Genomic DNA, 13,152 nt, shown 5'->3' with positions numbered 1-13,152 from the left:
GATCTCGGGTGCTTCGAACTACGTAAAGTACCGAAACCGGACGCGGGCCGTGGTGGAGACGTCAACCCTTGTCTCGGGTTCCCCCGCTCAACACCTGATCGATGCGGGCCGCCAGCTCCACGTCCTTGGGCGTGACCCCGCCCGCGCTGTGCGTCGAGAGGCGGAACCGGATCCCGTTGTCGGTCTTGTCGATGTCCGGGTGGTGGTTCAGCTCGTCGGCCTCGTGCTGCACCGCCTCGCTCAGCCACTTGAAGTTGTCCGGTGTGATCGGGACGTCCCTGACCAGGGCGTTCTCCTCGCTGTGCCACCCTTCCAGCGCGGCCAGCGCGGTGTCGATCTCGTCGCGGTTGAGGAGCTCGGTCATGGTGTCCCCCTGATGTCGGTGGTCCTCACCCCGTCGGCTACCACCGGAACGGGTCTTCACACACCCGGTAGATTGACCGCCTATGCGAAGTCTCCGCGTCGTGACGGCCGCGGCGGTGGTCGCCGCCATGGCGGGCTGCGCCGCCCAGGGAAGCGCCACCCGGAACAGTGGCGCCGCGCCCGCGTCGAACCCGTCGGCCACGTCCGCACCGAGCCCCGAGCCCGATCTCCCCGATCCGGACGAACGCATCCCCAAGGACCCCGCGAAGCTGGCCGCGGCCCTGAAGAAGACCACCGGCGCGCTCGCCGACGCCATCGACGGCTGGGACAAGAAGAAGGCGCCGCCCCGGGACGTGCAGCTCCTCGCCCTCTACCACCAGCGCATCTACCGGTTCGCCGCGCGCAACCCGGCGATCGCCGCCAAGGCGTTCGCCCGCCTGCCCCGCCGGCTGGCCGCCGAGGCGCAGGACAACACCCGGGCCATCCGCGAGCTGCTGGCCCTGGCCCACCCCGTCAAGAGCGCGTCGGTCATCAGGACCCGCGACGCCCGGCCCGCCGCCGAGCTGCTCCGCTACTTCAAGCAGGCCGAGCGCCGGTTCGGCGTGGAGTGGGAGGTGCTGGCGGCGGTCATGTTCGCCGAGACGAAGTTCGGCCGGGTCAGGTCGGCCAGCCACGTCGGCGCGCAGGGGCCGATGCAGTTCATGCCCGCCACCTGGAAGGCGTACGGGATGGGCGGTGACATCCAGGACCACCGCGACGCGATCATGGCCGCCGCCAACTACCTGCGCGCCACCGGCGCCCCCCGCGACTACCGGCGCGCGCTGCACGCCTACAACCCCTCGCAGGCGTACGTGAACGCGATCCAGTTGCACGCCCGCCAGATCAAGCGGGATCCGGTCAACTACTACGTCTACTACAACTGGCAGGTGTACGTGATCACCGTCAAGGGCGAGCGCCGCGTCACCGGACCGTCAGAGCGCTGACCGGACTGCCTGCTCGCTCCGGCCGACCACGGCGGTGCCGTCGGCGGCGGTGATGATCGGCCGCTGGATCAGGACGGGGTGGCCGGCCAGCGCGCCGATCCAGCGGTCGCGGCTCTCCGGGGTGCGCGGCCACGACTCCAGGCCCAGCTCGGCGGCGACCGGCTCGCCGTGGCGGGTGATGTCCCACGGCTCCAGGCCGAGCCGGGCCAGCACGTCGCGGAGCTCCCGCTCGGTCGGCGGGTCGTCGAGATAGCGGCGGACGGTGTAGCCAGCCCGCTCGGCGTCCAAGATCGACAGGGCGGCGCGGCACTTGGAGCAGTCGGGGTTGATCCAGATCTCGATCATCTCGGCAGTCCCGTGAGAGAGAAGAACTCCGCCCTGGCCCGGGCGTCGTCCCGCAGCGTACCGAGGAGCGCCGAGGTGATGGTGCGCGATCCCGGCGCCTGCACCCCGCGCAGCGTCATGCACGTGTGGTCGGCCTCCACCACGACGCCGACGCCCTCGGGGTCGAGCTGGTCCTGCAGCCACCCGGCGACCTGCCGGGTCAGCCGTTCCTGGACCTGGGGGCGGCAGGCGAAGTGCTCGACGATCCTGGCCAGCTTCGACAGCCCCACGATGCGCTTGCCGGGCAGGTAGCCGACGTGCGCGACCCCGGTGAAGGGCAGCAGGTGGTGCTCGCAGATCGACCGCAGGGGGATGGCCCGTACCAGGACGAGCTCGTCGTACCCCTCGTCGTTGGGGAAGGTGGTCAGCTCGAACGGGCGCGGGCTGAGCATCTCCGCGTAGGCCTTGGCCATCCTGCGCGGTGTCTCGCGCAGGCTCTCCTCGTCGGTGTCGATGCCGAGCGCCGCCAGGAACCGCTCGGCCGCGTGTTCGGCCTCGGCCAGGTCCATCACGTTGACCGCCTCCTATTTTCACCAACAAGTGTTAGCTATAACCGGATATATCGTCAATGGTGCCTTTTTCGCCAGTGGGTTTGGGTGTTAACCTGACAGGGTGACGATGTCGGAGCAGGCCCGGGCGGCCGTCGCGGTGCTCAGCGACGACCTGCGGCGGCGCATGTACGACTTCATCCGGCGCGCCCCCGGGCCCGTCACCCGCGACGAGGCCGCCGAGAGCGTCGGCATCTCACGCAAGCTCGCCGCCTTCCACCTCGACAAGCTCGTCGCGGTCGGGCTGCTGTCGGCCGGCTACGGCCGGCCCGGCGAGCCGCGCCCGGTCGGCCGGGCGCCCAAGGTCTACCGGCCCACCGGCCTCGACGTCCGGGTCAGCATCCCGCCGCGCGAGCACGAGCTGCTCGCCGGCATCCTCCTGGACGGCGTACGCGCCCAGGAGCCGGGAGAGCCGAGCCGGGAGGCCGCGCTGCGCGCCGCCACCGCGCGCGGCCGCGAGCTGGGCGCGGCCGAGCGCGACCGGGCCAGGCCGGGCCGGCTGGGCGCCGAGCGCGCGCTGACCTGCGCCGCACGGGTGCTCGAACGCCACGGGTTCGAGCCCGTCCGGGTCACCCCGACCCTGCTGCGGCTGCGCAACTGCCCGTTCCACCCGCTGGCCGCCAAGGATCCCGACCTGGTGTGCGCGATCAACCACGCGTTCCTCGCCGGTTTCCTCGACGGGCTGGACGCGCCGGCCGCCGAGGCCGACCTGGCCCCGCGGCCCGGCGCCTGCTGCGTCCAACTGAGAGGAGCCTGACCGATGACCTACGTGATCGCCGGCGGCGGACTGGCCGCCGCCAAGGCCGCGGCCGCGCTGCGCGAGCAGGGCTACGACGGCCCGCTGGTGCTGGTGGGCGCCGAGCCGCACCTTCCCTACGAACGGCCGCCGCTGTCGAAGTCCTACCTTCAGGGCAAGTCCGAACGCGACAAGATCTTCGTCCACGACGCCGGCTGGTACGACGAGCACCACGTCGACCTGCGGCTCGGCGTCGAGGTGACGGAGATCGACCGCGCCGCCCACGAGGTCGTCTTGTCCACCGGCGAGCGGCTCGGCTACGCCAAGCTGCTCCTGGCCACCGGCGCCACCCCGCGCCGGCTCCCGGGCGACGCCCTCTACCTGCGCTCGGTCGACGACAGCGAGCGCATCCGCGACGTGCTGGCCGGGGCCTCCCGGGTGGCGATCATCGGCGCGGGCTGGATCGGCCTGGAGGTGGCCGCGGCCGCCCGCCTCGCCGGCGTGGAGGTGACCGTGCTGGAGGCCGACAGCCAGCCGCTGCTGCGCGTCCTCGGCTCCCGGCTGGGCTCCTCCTTCGCCGACCTCCACCGCGAACACGGCGTCGACCTGCGGCTCGGCGTCAAGGTCGAGGCGATCGGGGGCGGCGTCCGGCTGGCCGACGGCACCCACGTGCAGGCCGACGCGGTCATCGCCGGCATCGGGGTCCGGCCCGACACCCGGCTCGCCGCCGCGGCCGGGCTGGAGGTCGACGACGGCGTGCTGGTGGACGCCTCGCTGCGCACCTCCGACCCCGACATCTTCGCCGCCGGCGACGTGGCCCGCGCCCACCATCCGCTGCTCGGCGCCCACATCCGGGTCGAACACTGGGCCAACGCGCTCAACCAGCCGGCCGTGGCCGCCGGCGCCATGCTGGGCCGCGACGTGTCCTACGACCGGCTGCCCTACTTCTACACCGACCAGTACGACCTGGGCATGGAGTACACGGGATACGTCCGTCCCGGCCACGCCGACGACGTGGTGATCCGCGGCGACCTGGCCGGCCGCGAGTACATCGCGTTCTGGCTGGAGGACGACAAGGTCGTGGCCGGCATGAACGTCAACGTCTGGGACGTCACCGACGACATCAAGACGCTGATCCGGGCCGCGACGCCCGCCGACCGGGCCAGGCTCGCCGACCCGGCGGTCCCTCTCACCGAGGTGCTCGCCTGAGCCGGCGTGCTCGCCTGAGCTGACGAACTTGCCTGCGCCGACATGCTCGCACGACACGACGGCCGGGCCCCGTGCGGGGCCCGGCCGTCACAGGCTCAGCTCAGGCTCAGCTCATGGGCTCAGCTCATGGGCTCAGCGACCAGGCGTGGAAGATCGTCGTGTGCCTGAACGACGACGCCCCGCCGTTGAAGCCGTACGTCCCGCGCCAGCTCATCGGGTCCTGGCGCTCGCCCACGATGATGATCGTGTTCGCGCAGTTGCCCTGGCCCTTGCGGGTGGCGTCGAGCCGGATCTGCTCGCCCAGGTGGCCGCTGGTCACGGCCCACGGCGCGCCGCAGATGCCCGATTTGATGGTGCCGCTGCGTACCTGGAACGGGTAGGTGTTGGTGTCGAGCTCAAGGTCGATCATGAACGTGACGGCCCCGTTGTGCAGCTCGACGTAGGCGTTGGTGGTGGCCGCCTTCGGGGTGGCCAGGGACTCGGCGAACGAGCTGACGCTGCCCCCGCTGGCGTCGTAGAGCCCACGGTCGGCCGCTTTCGTGGATTGAGGCATGACGTGATCTCTTCTGTCTCGGACGGAATTACAGGAGCGTCTCGGCGATCTCGACGCGGAGCAGGCTGCGTACGTTCTCCCAGTGGTTCAGCACGGTGACCTGCACGGATCCCGCGTAGAGCAGACCCACGGCGACGTCGTCGAGGGTGGTGACCAGCGAGCCCGAGTCGCCGCCCGCCGACATGGCGGTGGTCAGGATCTGGTCGCGGAACCTGCCGATGCCGATGCCGTAGTTGACGTCGATGGTGGCGTCGACCGCGATCACCCGGCCGATGGTCAGGTTGGTGGTGCGGCCGCTCTTCTTGACCAGGTCGCCGACCGCCAGGTTGGCCTTGCGCCGCCAGCCGCGCGGCGCCCCGCTGAAGTAGGTCTCCCTGGTCGCGTCCTGGAACTGGGTGAGGCCGATGGCCGCGTCCACCAGGTTGTTGTGGTTCTGCAGGGGGACCGCGGGCGTCAGGTCGATCGGGACGAACCGGGTCAGGGTGGCGATCCGGTCCTGAGGGTCCACGCCGCCGTCGAACGGGCCGGGCTGCACGATCGCGCTGCCGACCGGGGCCCGGTTGGAGTCGGCCAGCACGTGGTTGTTGCTGAGTACGTAGAACCGTGGCGGGATGCCGATCCCCGGGGCGGGCGGGTCGACGGTGGCGCCGGGCAGGAAGTCGTACACGACCCCGCCCATCGTCCCCGCCGTGATCGCCACGTTGCCGATGGAGAAGCCGGACGGGCAGGGCCGCATCCGCCTGGTGAGCTGCTGGACGCCGACCTCGGCCATCGGGGCCGCGACCGGCGCGTCGGCCAGCAGCTGCTGGGCCACGACGTGGCCGACCCGGACCACGTCGGTTGTGGTGCCGTCGTCCATCCTGCGCGGGACGACGTCCTGCTCCCGCAGCATGCTCGCGGGCATCTTCTCCGTGACGAAGACCAGGAGGGCCGGCTCGCCGGTGGGCTCGCCGTTCGTCCACTTGACGCCCTGGCCGAAGCCGATGACGTTGTTCGGCCTCCGCTCCGGAGCCATCAGCTTCTGGATCGCCTCTTCCCTGGCTGCGTCGGACAGCCGGTACCCCTGCGATCCACGCATCATCTCGGGCTGGCTCACGCCAACCACCTCCGACCGGATTCGCGTTACGTCTGCTGTGCCGTCGGAAAACCGATTTCGACGACCTTGACGGGGAAGCCCTCCAGCGTCTGCGGAATGGCGGGCTCCGCGCCGTCACGGGGCGAGATCTCATGGGTGACGTAGACGACGAGGACGTCCTGGCCCGACTCGTCGTGCCCGGTGGAGACGCCTGTCACGGCGGGGAGGGAGAGGAGTGCGTCCTCGTGCCGCCTTCTGGCCTCGTGCACGTCCATGCGTCCGCCTCAGGTGAGATCTGCCGCTGTCCTGCACGCTAAACGCGAGCCGGGGCCGGGAAGTCAGGGTCCGGCCCGGGGAAAACCCTAGCTTCGCCGCCCCGGAGGAACCCTGGGCCGCCGTCCGCGCCTACTGGACCCGCAGGTCGGCGAAGAGCGCGCGGTGGTCGGAGCCGGGGATGTCATGGATTTGCGTCGCCACCGCCCAGGCGCGGGCGTCGGTCAGCACGTGGTCGATCGACACCAGCGGCGGGAGCAGGCGCATCGGCCACGTCGGCGTCAGCCCGCGCCCGGTGGCCGCCGCCGCGTCGGTGTAGCCGGTGTCCAGCAGCCGCCTGAACACCGCGTGGTCCAGCGTCGCGTTGAAGTCGCCGGCCAGGACGCGCGGCGGCCCGTCGGCCGGGGCGGGCGGCAGGGTGGCGATGCCGGCCTCCCACTCGTCGACCGTCGGCGGGACCGGCGCCACCGGGTGCACGACCACCACCTCCACGGGGGCCCCGCCGGGCAGCGCCACCCGCGCCACCGGCATGTGGTGCCCCACCGGCCGGAACAGGCCCGACCGCTCCCGCAGCGGGTGGCGCGCGAAGATGCCGCTGCCCTCGGGGCCGCGCGACATCGGCTGGCTGACCTCGTACGGCAGCAGCTCCCGCAGCCCGGCCGCCGTCAGCCGGTCGCGGGCCGCCCAGGTCAGCTCCTGCACGCTGAACACGTCCACGTCGAGCTTCCGTACGAGGTCCACGACGACCTGGGCGTCACCCCGGCCGCCGTTGAGGTTCGCGGTCAGCAGGCGCAGCGGCCGGCCCCCGTCCGGCGCCTCACCGGCGACCGCGCGCGGCACCACGAGCCAGGCCAGGCAGACGCACACCGCCAGGAGGACCGCCACGGCCGCCCGGCTCCCGGACCGGACCGCGAACGCCAGCGCCGGCAAGGCCGCCAGCCCGTAGTACGGGGTGAACGACACCAGCGGCACCAGCAGGACCCCGGCCTCCAGCCCGCCCAGCCGCATCGCCGTCCCGGCCGCGAACACCACCGCCACCACGACGGACAGCCGCGCCGCTCGGGCCCGCCGCGACCGCACCCGCACCGGCTGGCCTGCAACCTCTTCCATGAGCACGGCACGAATGTAGGTGCCCATTCTTAAAGGCCCATGAGCGTAGTCGATCTACTACAATGAGTGGTTGACTCGTTTCTTTCTGTCATCATCGGGAGTTCGCATGCGTACGTCCCCTCGCTCGCTCGCCGTTCTCCTGACGGCCCTCTGCGCCGTCCCGGTCGCCGTGGCCGCGCCCGCCGCCGCCGACCTCGACGCCAAGCGCTACATCGCCTCCTTCCACTCCGAGGCCGGCTGCCGTAAGGCGGGCGACGAGGGCGTCCGCAAGGGCAAGTGGACCAGGCCCGACTGCATCAGGTCCTTCTACGCCCTGGGCACCTGGGACCTTTGGGTGGACTGACGCCCGCCGTCCGGTGGCAGGCCCGCGGCCCGCATCTCGCGGGGATGGCCGCCGCGCTGCTGCTGGCGGTGCTGGTGACCAGGGCCGCGGTGACGATGCCGGCGTGGGGACGGTCGGCCGGCGGCACGGCGCTGGTCACGGCAGAGGTGACCCGGCTGGTCGTGGGCCTGCCGGTGTGCGTGGTCGGCGTTTTGCTGCTGGCCGACCGCTACGCCCGGCGCAGGGGCGCGCTCGTGCTGGCCGCGGGGGTGGTGTGGATCGTCCCGCCCGCGATGTCCGACGTGCTCGCGGCCGTGGACGGGCCCGGTCCGCCGGTCGCCGCCGCCGTGATCGTGCTGGCCGCGGTCGGCGCCGCCTGCCAGCCGCTGACGGTGCTGCTCTTCCCGCTCTGCCTGCTGCCCCGCCGCTCCGGCGCGTGGCCGAGGACGGCCGTGATCGTGACCGCCGCCGCCGCGAGCGTCCAGTACGCGGTCGTCTGGGGGCTGGGCACCCCCGGTTCGGCCCGGTTCGCCAGCCCGTGGGCCGACACGGCACCCGCGACCTGGGCCGCGGGCCTGTTGCACGACAGCCAGGACGTGCTCGACTGGCTGGCGCCCGTCGTGACGGTGGCGGTGACCGCCGAACTGGTCCGCGCGGCGTCCAAGGCGGGACGGGGGAGCGCGACCCGGTGGGTGATCGCCGCCGCCTGCCCCCTCTACGTCTGCCTCCTGCTCTCCGACCTGTGGGGGGAGCGCTGGACGATGGCCGCCCGGTCGGCCGGGGTCGTGCTGTGGGTGGCGATGATCGGGCTGGCCGCCTCGCGCGGCGGGCTGTGGCGGCTGGAGCGGGTCACCAGTCATCGGATGGCCCGCGCGTTCGTGCCGGCGGTGCTGGTCATCTCCGTCACCTGCGCGGCGATGGCGGCCTGGGCGGCCCTGCCCACCGGGCGCACCTCCGTGACGGCCGCCGTCGCCGGCTGCGCGCTGGTCGCGGGCTGGGCCGCCCGCCCGCTAGTCCGGCACGCCGTGCTGGCCGTCGAACGCGCCTTCTACGGGCCGCGGGCCCGGCCGCACGAGGCGGTCCGGGCGCTGGCCGTCCGGCTGCAGCAGGCCCCGCACCCCGGCGACGTGCCCGAACAGATCTGCCGCGGCGTCGTGGAGGATCTCGGCCTGTCCGGCGCCCGGATCGCGGTCGAGACCCGCGCCGGGCCCCGCCTGCTGGCCGCCGCCGGAGCCCCGGTGGACGGCCCGGCCCAGGTCTTCCCGCTGCGCCATCACGGGCAGGTGGTGGGCAGTCTCGAAGTGGCCCGCGACGGCGCGAGCACCCCGGCCGAGCGCGACAGCGAACTGCTGGCGCTCCTCGCCGACCAGGCCGGGCCCGCACTCGCCGCGCTGCGGCTCGGCCAGGAGGCGCAGGCGGCCCGCGAGCGTCTCGTCCTGGCCCGCGAGGAGGAACGCCGCCGGTTGCGCCGCGAGATCCACGACGGGCTCGGGCCGCAGCTCGCCGCCGTCCAACTCCGGCTGGAGGTCGCGCAGGCCTGTGGGTCCCCGTCACCCGAGGCGCGGGCCCACCTGCGCACGGCGGCCGAAGGGCTCGTCGAGGCGGTGTCGGAGATCCGCCGCATCACCGCCGGCCTGGCCCCGGCCACGCTGGTCGAGCGCGGTCTGCTGGACGCCACCCGGATCCTGGCGCACCGGCTCACCACCTCGGCCGTACGGGTCAGCGTCACGGCGCAGACCTTGCCCCCGTTGGCTCCCGCGGTGGAGACCGCCGCGTACCGCATCGCCGCCGAGGCCGTGACCAACGCCGTGCGGCACGCCCGCGCCCGGCACGTCGAGGTGGCGTTCACCACCGCACCCGGCACCCTCACCGTCACGGTCGCCGACGACGGCGGCGGCATCGACGCCTCCGCGGTGCCGGGCACCGGCCTGCACTCGGTCGCCGAACGCGCCGAGGAGGTCGGCGGCCGCGCCACCATCCACACCGACCCCGGCGGCACCACCGTGACCGCCACCCTCCCCATCTCCCAGGAGCCCACCCATGACCGAACCCCACCCAACCTGTTCACCTGAGCCCACCGTTACGGCGGGGTCGGTGGGAGAGCCCCTGACAGCTCCGCCGGGGGAGCCGCCGACTTCCACGACAGGACCACTGGGGGAGCCACCGTCGGGTCCTTTGGGTGTCCCCGTCCCTTGTTCCCTCTTCGCGGAGCAGTCCCCGACAGTTACGGCGGAGGACTTGCCCTCGGGTGCGGCCGGTCCCGTGGGCGCCTCCGTCCCACCCGCGCCGCCGTCGGGTGCGGCGGGTTCTGTGGGCGCCTCCGTCCCACCTGCGCCGCCGTCGGGTGCGGCGGGTTCTGTGGGCGTCGCCGTCTTTTCCTCCTCATCAGCAGGTACGGCGGGGTCGGCGGTGGAGGTTGGGGGTTCGCCGACGGCTGCGGGAGCTTCCGTGGGTATCCCCGTCCCACCCCCGACGCTGGTGGGTACGGCGGGGGTGGCGGGGGAGCCGCTGACACCTACGGCGGGGTTTGTGGAGGGTGTGCCGACGGCCCCGACGGCCCCGACGGCCCTCACGGCCCCGACGGCCCTCACGGTCCCGACCGCCCCGACCGCCCCGATGGCTTCGGGGGCTTCCGTCGGTGTGCCGGGTTCTTCTTCGCCGGTGGGGAGGGCGTCGGTGGGGTGGCGGGTGTTGGTGGTTGATGATCATCCGTTGTTCAGGGAAGGGCTGGTGGCGGTGCTGGGGCTGGACGGGGAGTTCACGGTGGTGGGGCAGGCCGCGACGGGGGAGGAGGCGCTGGAGGAGGCCGCCCGGACAGCCCCGGATCTGGTGGTGATGGATCTGGGGCTGCCGGGCTTGTCCGGCATCGAGACCACTCGGCAGTTGCTCCGGGCGCGGCCGGAGGCGCGGGTGCTGGTGATGACGATGTCGGAGGACGATGACAGCCTGCTGGCCGCCATGCGCGCGGGCGCCCGGGGTTACCTGCTCAAGGGCGCCGGGCGGGAGGAGATCCTGCTGGCCCTGCGTACGGTCGGGCTGGGGGGCGCGGTGTTCAGCCCGCACATGGCCGGGCGGCTGGCCGGGTTGTTCGCCGCCCATTCGGCGGCCCCGGCCAGGGAGGCGTTCCCGACGCTCACCGGGCGCGAGCGGGAGGTGCTCGACCTGCTGGCCCGGGGGCTCGGCTACCGGCAGATCGCGCAGCGGCTGTTCGTCACGGACAAGACCGTGCGCAACCACGTGGGTTCGATCTTCGCCAAGCTCCGGGTGCACGACAGGGCGGCGGCGATCGCCCGGGCGCGGGACGCCGGGCTGGGCTCGGGATGACCGGGGGGACGCCATCCCGAGCCCAGCCGGCAGGTCACCGGTCGGTCCACAGGTTCCACAGCCAGCCTTCGGCGCACTGGTAGCGCGACCAGTGGCCGCGGTCGATGCCCTGCTGGCCTGCGGTGATGCAGTCGCTGTGGAAGAGGAACTTGCCCCGGTGGATCGGCAGGTGGTCGGCGGCGGCCGAGGCGGCGAGGGGTGCGGCGGCCATCGTGATGACGAATCCGGCGGCGGCGAGCAGGTGCTTCATGGTGGTCCCTTTCTGGAACGCCCGGTGGTGGTCACCGGCTTTTCGGAACACCTGAAGCTTCGTCCGCCCCCGTTCCCGGGCGCATGGGTCAGCTGACCTGTCCGTTCCCGGGTTCTGATACCGCTTTTTCCGTACCAGTGTGATGACGGTGAGTTCACGGGTCGTCGTCATTTGTGGTGATTACGACAATCAACGTGGCAGGATTGGCAAGCAAGCCGGGTCAGGGGTGGGCCGGCGAGGGTGTGGGGAGACAATATGTCGACTTCTCGTGAAGTGAGAGGTCTGACCGGAATTTCGGGCGGGGATATCCAGCGGGCCGGACCGACCGCATTGCGAATTCTGGTAGGCACACATCTGCGCAGCCTGCGTGAGGCCAAGAAGGTCACCCGTGAGCAGGCCGCGTACGCCATCCGCGGGTCGCACTCCAAGATCAGCCGGATGGAGGGCGGGCGCTGCAGCTTCAAGATGCGTGACGTGGAGGATCTGCTCACTCTCTACGGCGTCGTCGGCCGGGCCGAGCGCGCGCCGCTGCTTCTCCTGGCCGAGCAGGCCAACCAGCCCGGCTGGTGGCAGGACTACCGCGACCTGGTCCCCGACTGGTTCGAGGAGTTCCTCGGGCTGGAGCACGACGCGGAGCTGATCCGTACGCACGAGATCCAGTACGTCCCCGGCCTGCTCCAGACCGAGGAGTACGCCCGCGCGGTCATCGCGCGAGGCCACTGCGGCGAGAGCCGTGAGCGGATCGAGCAGCGGGTCGAGCTGCGGATGCGCCGGCAGGAGTTCCTGGGCGCGTCCGGCCGCAGGCTCTGGGCCATCGTGGACGAGGGGGCGCTGCGCCGCATGGCCGGCGGGCGTGACGTGATGCGCGCCCAGCTCGGCCACCTGATCGAGATGGCCGGGCTGAAGCACGTCGCGCTACAGGTGCTGCCGTTCAGCGTGGAGGTCGCGGTCGGCGGCATCGGCCCGGTCACCCTGCTGCGCTTCCCCCAGGCCGAGCTGGACGACATCGTCTACCTCGAACAGCTCGCCGGGGCGCAGTACCTCACGAAGGACACGGAGGTGCGCCCGTACCGCCGGCTGCTGGACGAGCTGAGCGTGCACGCGCCGCCGCCCAAGGACACCCCCCGGATCCTGCGCGAGATCATGGACGAGCTGTAGGGCTACGGCTTGCGCGCGACGCCGACCAGCGCGTCGACCTCCTTGTGCTCGGCCAGCGGATCCGGGTCGGGCCGCCAGAACGGGATCGACACGAACCCCGGCTCGACCGGCTCCAAGCCGTCGAAGAACGCGGTGAAGCGCTCGCGCGTACGGAGGGTGTACGGGACGCCCTCGCCCTCGTTGTGCTCCTCCTGGGCCTGGTCGAGAGCCTCGCCGGTGACGACGTTCACGCCGTCCCACAGGGCCAGGTAGCTGCCGGGCGGCAGCGCGTCCATCAGCCTGGCGACGAGCGCGTGCGCGCCCTCGTCGTCGCCCACGAAGCCCACGACGCCCATGAGCATCAGCGCCACGGGCTGCGTGAGGTCCAGCGTCTTGGCCGCGGCGGTGATGATCGCCTCGGGGTCGCGCAGGTCGGCCTCGACGTAGTCGGTGGCGCCTTCCGGCGTGCCCACCAGGAGGGCGCGGGCGTGGGTCAGCACCAGCGGGTCGTTGTCGACGTACACCACGCGGCAGGTGGGATCGGCCCGCTGGGCGACTTCGTGGGTGTTGTCCACGGTGGGCAGTCCTGTCCCGACATCAAGAAATTGACGGACACCTGCCTCATTGACCAGATAACGCACGATACGGGCGATCAAGTGACGAGATAGTCGGGCGATCTGCACAATGTCCGGAAATGCCTGACTGAACTGGTCTCCTGCCTCACGATCGACGTCGTAGTAGTCCTTGCCGCCGAGCCAGTAATTCCACATCCGCGCGGCGTGCGGGACGGTGGTGTCGATTCGGGGGCCGGAGGGAGGGGGTTCGCCGGTCATCCGCATTTCTCCTCATACGTCGGGTCGCCGGAATCCATGTGGATACGCCGAT

16 protein-coding genes are annotated in these 13,152 nt (G+C 72.1%); 7 read left to right on the top strand and 9 right to left on the bottom strand.

Annotated features, from left to right (window positions below):
• Nucleotides 1-61 precede the first annotated feature (61 nt).
• Nucleotides 62-364, bottom strand: a complete 303-nt coding sequence (locus ACGFI7_RS23020) for a 4a-hydroxytetrahydrobiopterin dehydratase (protein WP_393407715.1) — start codon at nt 362-364, stop codon at nt 62-64.
• A gap of 82 nt (nt 365-446) precedes the next feature.
• On the opposite strand from ACGFI7_RS23020, the gene ACGFI7_RS23015 reads away from it, so the two are divergent.
• The gene (locus ACGFI7_RS23015; protein ID WP_393407713.1) at nt 447-1,346 is read left to right on the top strand and encodes a lytic murein transglycosylase; all 900 of its coding nucleotides are present in this window, start codon (nt 447-449) and stop codon (nt 1,344-1,346) included.
• Here ACGFI7_RS23015 and ACGFI7_RS23010 read toward each other — a convergent pair.
• Together ACGFI7_RS23010 and folE are read right to left on the bottom strand one after the other, a co-directional pair.
• Nucleotides 1,335-1,691 carry an ArsC/Spx/MgsR family protein gene (locus tag ACGFI7_RS23010; RefSeq protein ID WP_393407711.1) on the bottom strand — a complete coding sequence of 119 codons (357 nt, stop codon included), beginning with the start codon at nt 1,689-1,691 and terminating at the stop codon, nt 1,335-1,337. The genes ACGFI7_RS23015 and ACGFI7_RS23010 overlap by 12 nt on opposite strands.
• A complete protein-coding gene (folE, locus tag ACGFI7_RS23005) occupies nt 1,688-2,239 on the bottom strand; it encodes a GTP cyclohydrolase I FolE (RefSeq protein ID WP_393408604.1) in 552 nt (183 codons plus the stop codon). Before folE ends, ACGFI7_RS23010 begins: the two co-directional genes overlap by 4 nt.
• A gap of 109 nt (nt 2,240-2,348) precedes the next feature.
• Here folE and ACGFI7_RS23000 point away from each other — a divergent pair, with 109 nt between their 5' ends.
• The gene (locus ACGFI7_RS23000) at nt 2,349-3,035 is read left to right on the top strand and encodes a helix-turn-helix transcriptional regulator (RefSeq protein ID WP_393408602.1); all 687 of its coding nucleotides are present in this window, start codon (nt 2,349-2,351) and stop codon (nt 3,033-3,035) included.
• Nucleotides 3,036-3,038: 3 nt separating this feature from the next.
• On the top strand, nt 3,039-4,223 hold the full coding sequence (locus ACGFI7_RS22995) for an NAD(P)/FAD-dependent oxidoreductase (protein WP_393407708.1): 1,185 nt from the start codon (nt 3,039-3,041) through the stop codon (nt 4,221-4,223).
• A gap of 124 nt (nt 4,224-4,347) precedes the next feature.
• Here the strand turns inward: ACGFI7_RS22995 and ACGFI7_RS22990 are convergent, their stop codons facing one another.
• From ACGFI7_RS22990 to ACGFI7_RS22975, 4 genes are all read right to left on the bottom strand, one after another.
• Nucleotides 4,348-4,776, bottom strand: a complete 429-nt coding sequence (locus tag ACGFI7_RS22990) for a hypothetical protein (RefSeq protein WP_393407706.1) — start codon at nt 4,774-4,776, stop codon at nt 4,348-4,350.
• A 28-nt stretch (nt 4,777-4,804) separates the two neighbouring features.
• The gene (locus ACGFI7_RS22985) at nt 4,805-5,872 is read right to left on the bottom strand and encodes a hypothetical protein (protein ID WP_393407704.1); all 1,068 of its coding nucleotides are present in this window, start codon (nt 5,870-5,872) and stop codon (nt 4,805-4,807) included.
• Between the two features lie 26 nt (nt 5,873-5,898).
• A complete protein-coding gene (locus ACGFI7_RS22980) occupies nt 5,899-6,126 on the bottom strand; it encodes a hypothetical protein (RefSeq protein WP_393407702.1) in 228 nt (75 codons plus the stop codon).
• Between the two features lie 130 nt (nt 6,127-6,256).
• Nucleotides 6,257-7,234, bottom strand: a complete 978-nt coding sequence (locus ACGFI7_RS22975; protein ID WP_393408599.1) for an endonuclease/exonuclease/phosphatase family protein — start codon at nt 7,232-7,234, stop codon at nt 6,257-6,259.
• Between the two features lie 106 nt (nt 7,235-7,340).
• Between ACGFI7_RS22975 and ACGFI7_RS22970 the strand changes: the two genes are divergently transcribed.
• The 3 genes from ACGFI7_RS22970 (at nt 7,341) to ACGFI7_RS22960 (ending at nt 10,880) form a co-directional block, all read left to right on the top strand.
• Complete coding sequence (locus tag ACGFI7_RS22970) at nt 7,341-7,577, top strand: hypothetical protein (protein WP_393407700.1); 237 nt, start codon at nt 7,341-7,343, stop codon at nt 7,575-7,577.
• The gene (locus ACGFI7_RS22965; RefSeq protein WP_393407698.1) at nt 7,565-9,628 is read left to right on the top strand and encodes an ATP-binding protein; all 2,064 of its coding nucleotides are present in this window, start codon (nt 7,565-7,567) and stop codon (nt 9,626-9,628) included. The genes ACGFI7_RS22970 and ACGFI7_RS22965 overlap by 13 nt, the downstream gene beginning before the upstream one ends.
• A 622-nt stretch (nt 9,629-10,250) precedes the next feature.
• Entirely contained in the window at nt 10,251-10,880 is a 630-nt protein-coding gene (locus tag ACGFI7_RS22960) for a response regulator (protein WP_393407695.1), read from the top strand.
• Nucleotides 10,881-10,914: 34 nt separating this feature from the next.
• Here the strand turns inward: ACGFI7_RS22960 and ACGFI7_RS22955 are convergent, their stop codons facing one another.
• A complete protein-coding gene (locus ACGFI7_RS22955; RefSeq protein WP_393407693.1) occupies nt 10,915-11,130 on the bottom strand; it encodes a hypothetical protein in 216 nt (71 codons plus the stop codon).
• Nucleotides 11,131-11,460: 330 nt separating this feature from the next.
• Here ACGFI7_RS22955 and ACGFI7_RS22950 point away from each other — a divergent pair, with 330 nt between their 5' ends.
• Entirely contained in the window at nt 11,461-12,288 is an 828-nt protein-coding gene (locus tag ACGFI7_RS22950) for a helix-turn-helix domain-containing protein (RefSeq protein ID WP_393407690.1), read from the top strand.
• 2 nt (nt 12,289-12,290) lie between these two features.
• On the opposite strand, the gene ACGFI7_RS22945 is transcribed toward ACGFI7_RS22950, so the two are convergent.
• A complete protein-coding gene (locus ACGFI7_RS22945) occupies nt 12,291-13,100 on the bottom strand; it encodes an SAM-dependent methyltransferase (RefSeq protein ID WP_393407687.1) in 810 nt (269 codons plus the stop codon).
• Nucleotides 13,101-13,152 lie beyond the last annotated feature (52 nt).

Source organism: Nonomuraea sp. NPDC048826, assembly GCF_043198225.1.
GTDB lineage: Bacteria > Actinomycetota > Actinomycetes > Streptosporangiales > Streptosporangiaceae > Nonomuraea.
The sequence above is the reverse complement of the archived record's forward strand: the minus strand, read 5'-3'. Positions and strand labels throughout refer to the sequence as shown.

Excerpts from the sequence above, each read along its gene's own strand:
- ACGFI7_RS22955 (WP_393407693.1), bottom strand. The coding sequence starts at position 11,130 with ATGAAGCACCTGCTCGCCGCCGCCGGATTCGTCATCACGATGGCCGCC.
- ACGFI7_RS22980 (WP_393407702.1), bottom strand. The coding sequence starts at position 6,126 with ATGGACGTGCACGAGGCCAGAAGGCGGCACGAGGACGCACTCCTCTCC.
- ACGFI7_RS22990 (WP_393407706.1), bottom strand. The coding sequence starts at position 4,776 with ATGCCTCAATCCACGAAAGCGGCCGACCGTGGGCTCTACGACGCCAGC.
- ACGFI7_RS23015 (WP_393407713.1), top strand. The coding sequence starts at position 447 with ATGCGAAGTCTCCGCGTCGTGACGGCCGCGGCGGTGGTCGCCGCCATG.
- folE (WP_393408604.1), bottom strand. The coding sequence starts at position 2,239 with ATGGACCTGGCCGAGGCCGAACACGCGGCCGAGCGGTTCCTGGCGGCG.
- ACGFI7_RS23000 (WP_393408602.1), top strand. The coding sequence starts at position 2,349 with ATGTCGGAGCAGGCCCGGGCGGCCGTCGCGGTGCTCAGCGACGACCTG.
- ACGFI7_RS22975 (WP_393408599.1), bottom strand. The coding sequence starts at position 7,234 with ATGGAAGAGGTTGCAGGCCAGCCGGTGCGGGTGCGGTCGCGGCGGGCC.
- ACGFI7_RS23020 (WP_393407715.1), bottom strand. The coding sequence starts at position 364 with ATGACCGAGCTCCTCAACCGCGACGAGATCGACACCGCGCTGGCCGCG.
- ACGFI7_RS23010 (WP_393407711.1), bottom strand. The coding sequence starts at position 1,691 with ATGATCGAGATCTGGATCAACCCCGACTGCTCCAAGTGCCGCGCCGCC.
- ACGFI7_RS22995 (WP_393407708.1), top strand. The coding sequence starts at position 3,039 with ATGACCTACGTGATCGCCGGCGGCGGACTGGCCGCCGCCAAGGCCGCG.
- ACGFI7_RS22970 (WP_393407700.1), top strand. The coding sequence starts at position 7,341 with ATGCGTACGTCCCCTCGCTCGCTCGCCGTTCTCCTGACGGCCCTCTGC.
- ACGFI7_RS22945 (WP_393407687.1), bottom strand. The coding sequence starts at position 13,100 with ATGACCGGCGAACCCCCTCCCTCCGGCCCCCGAATCGACACCACCGTC.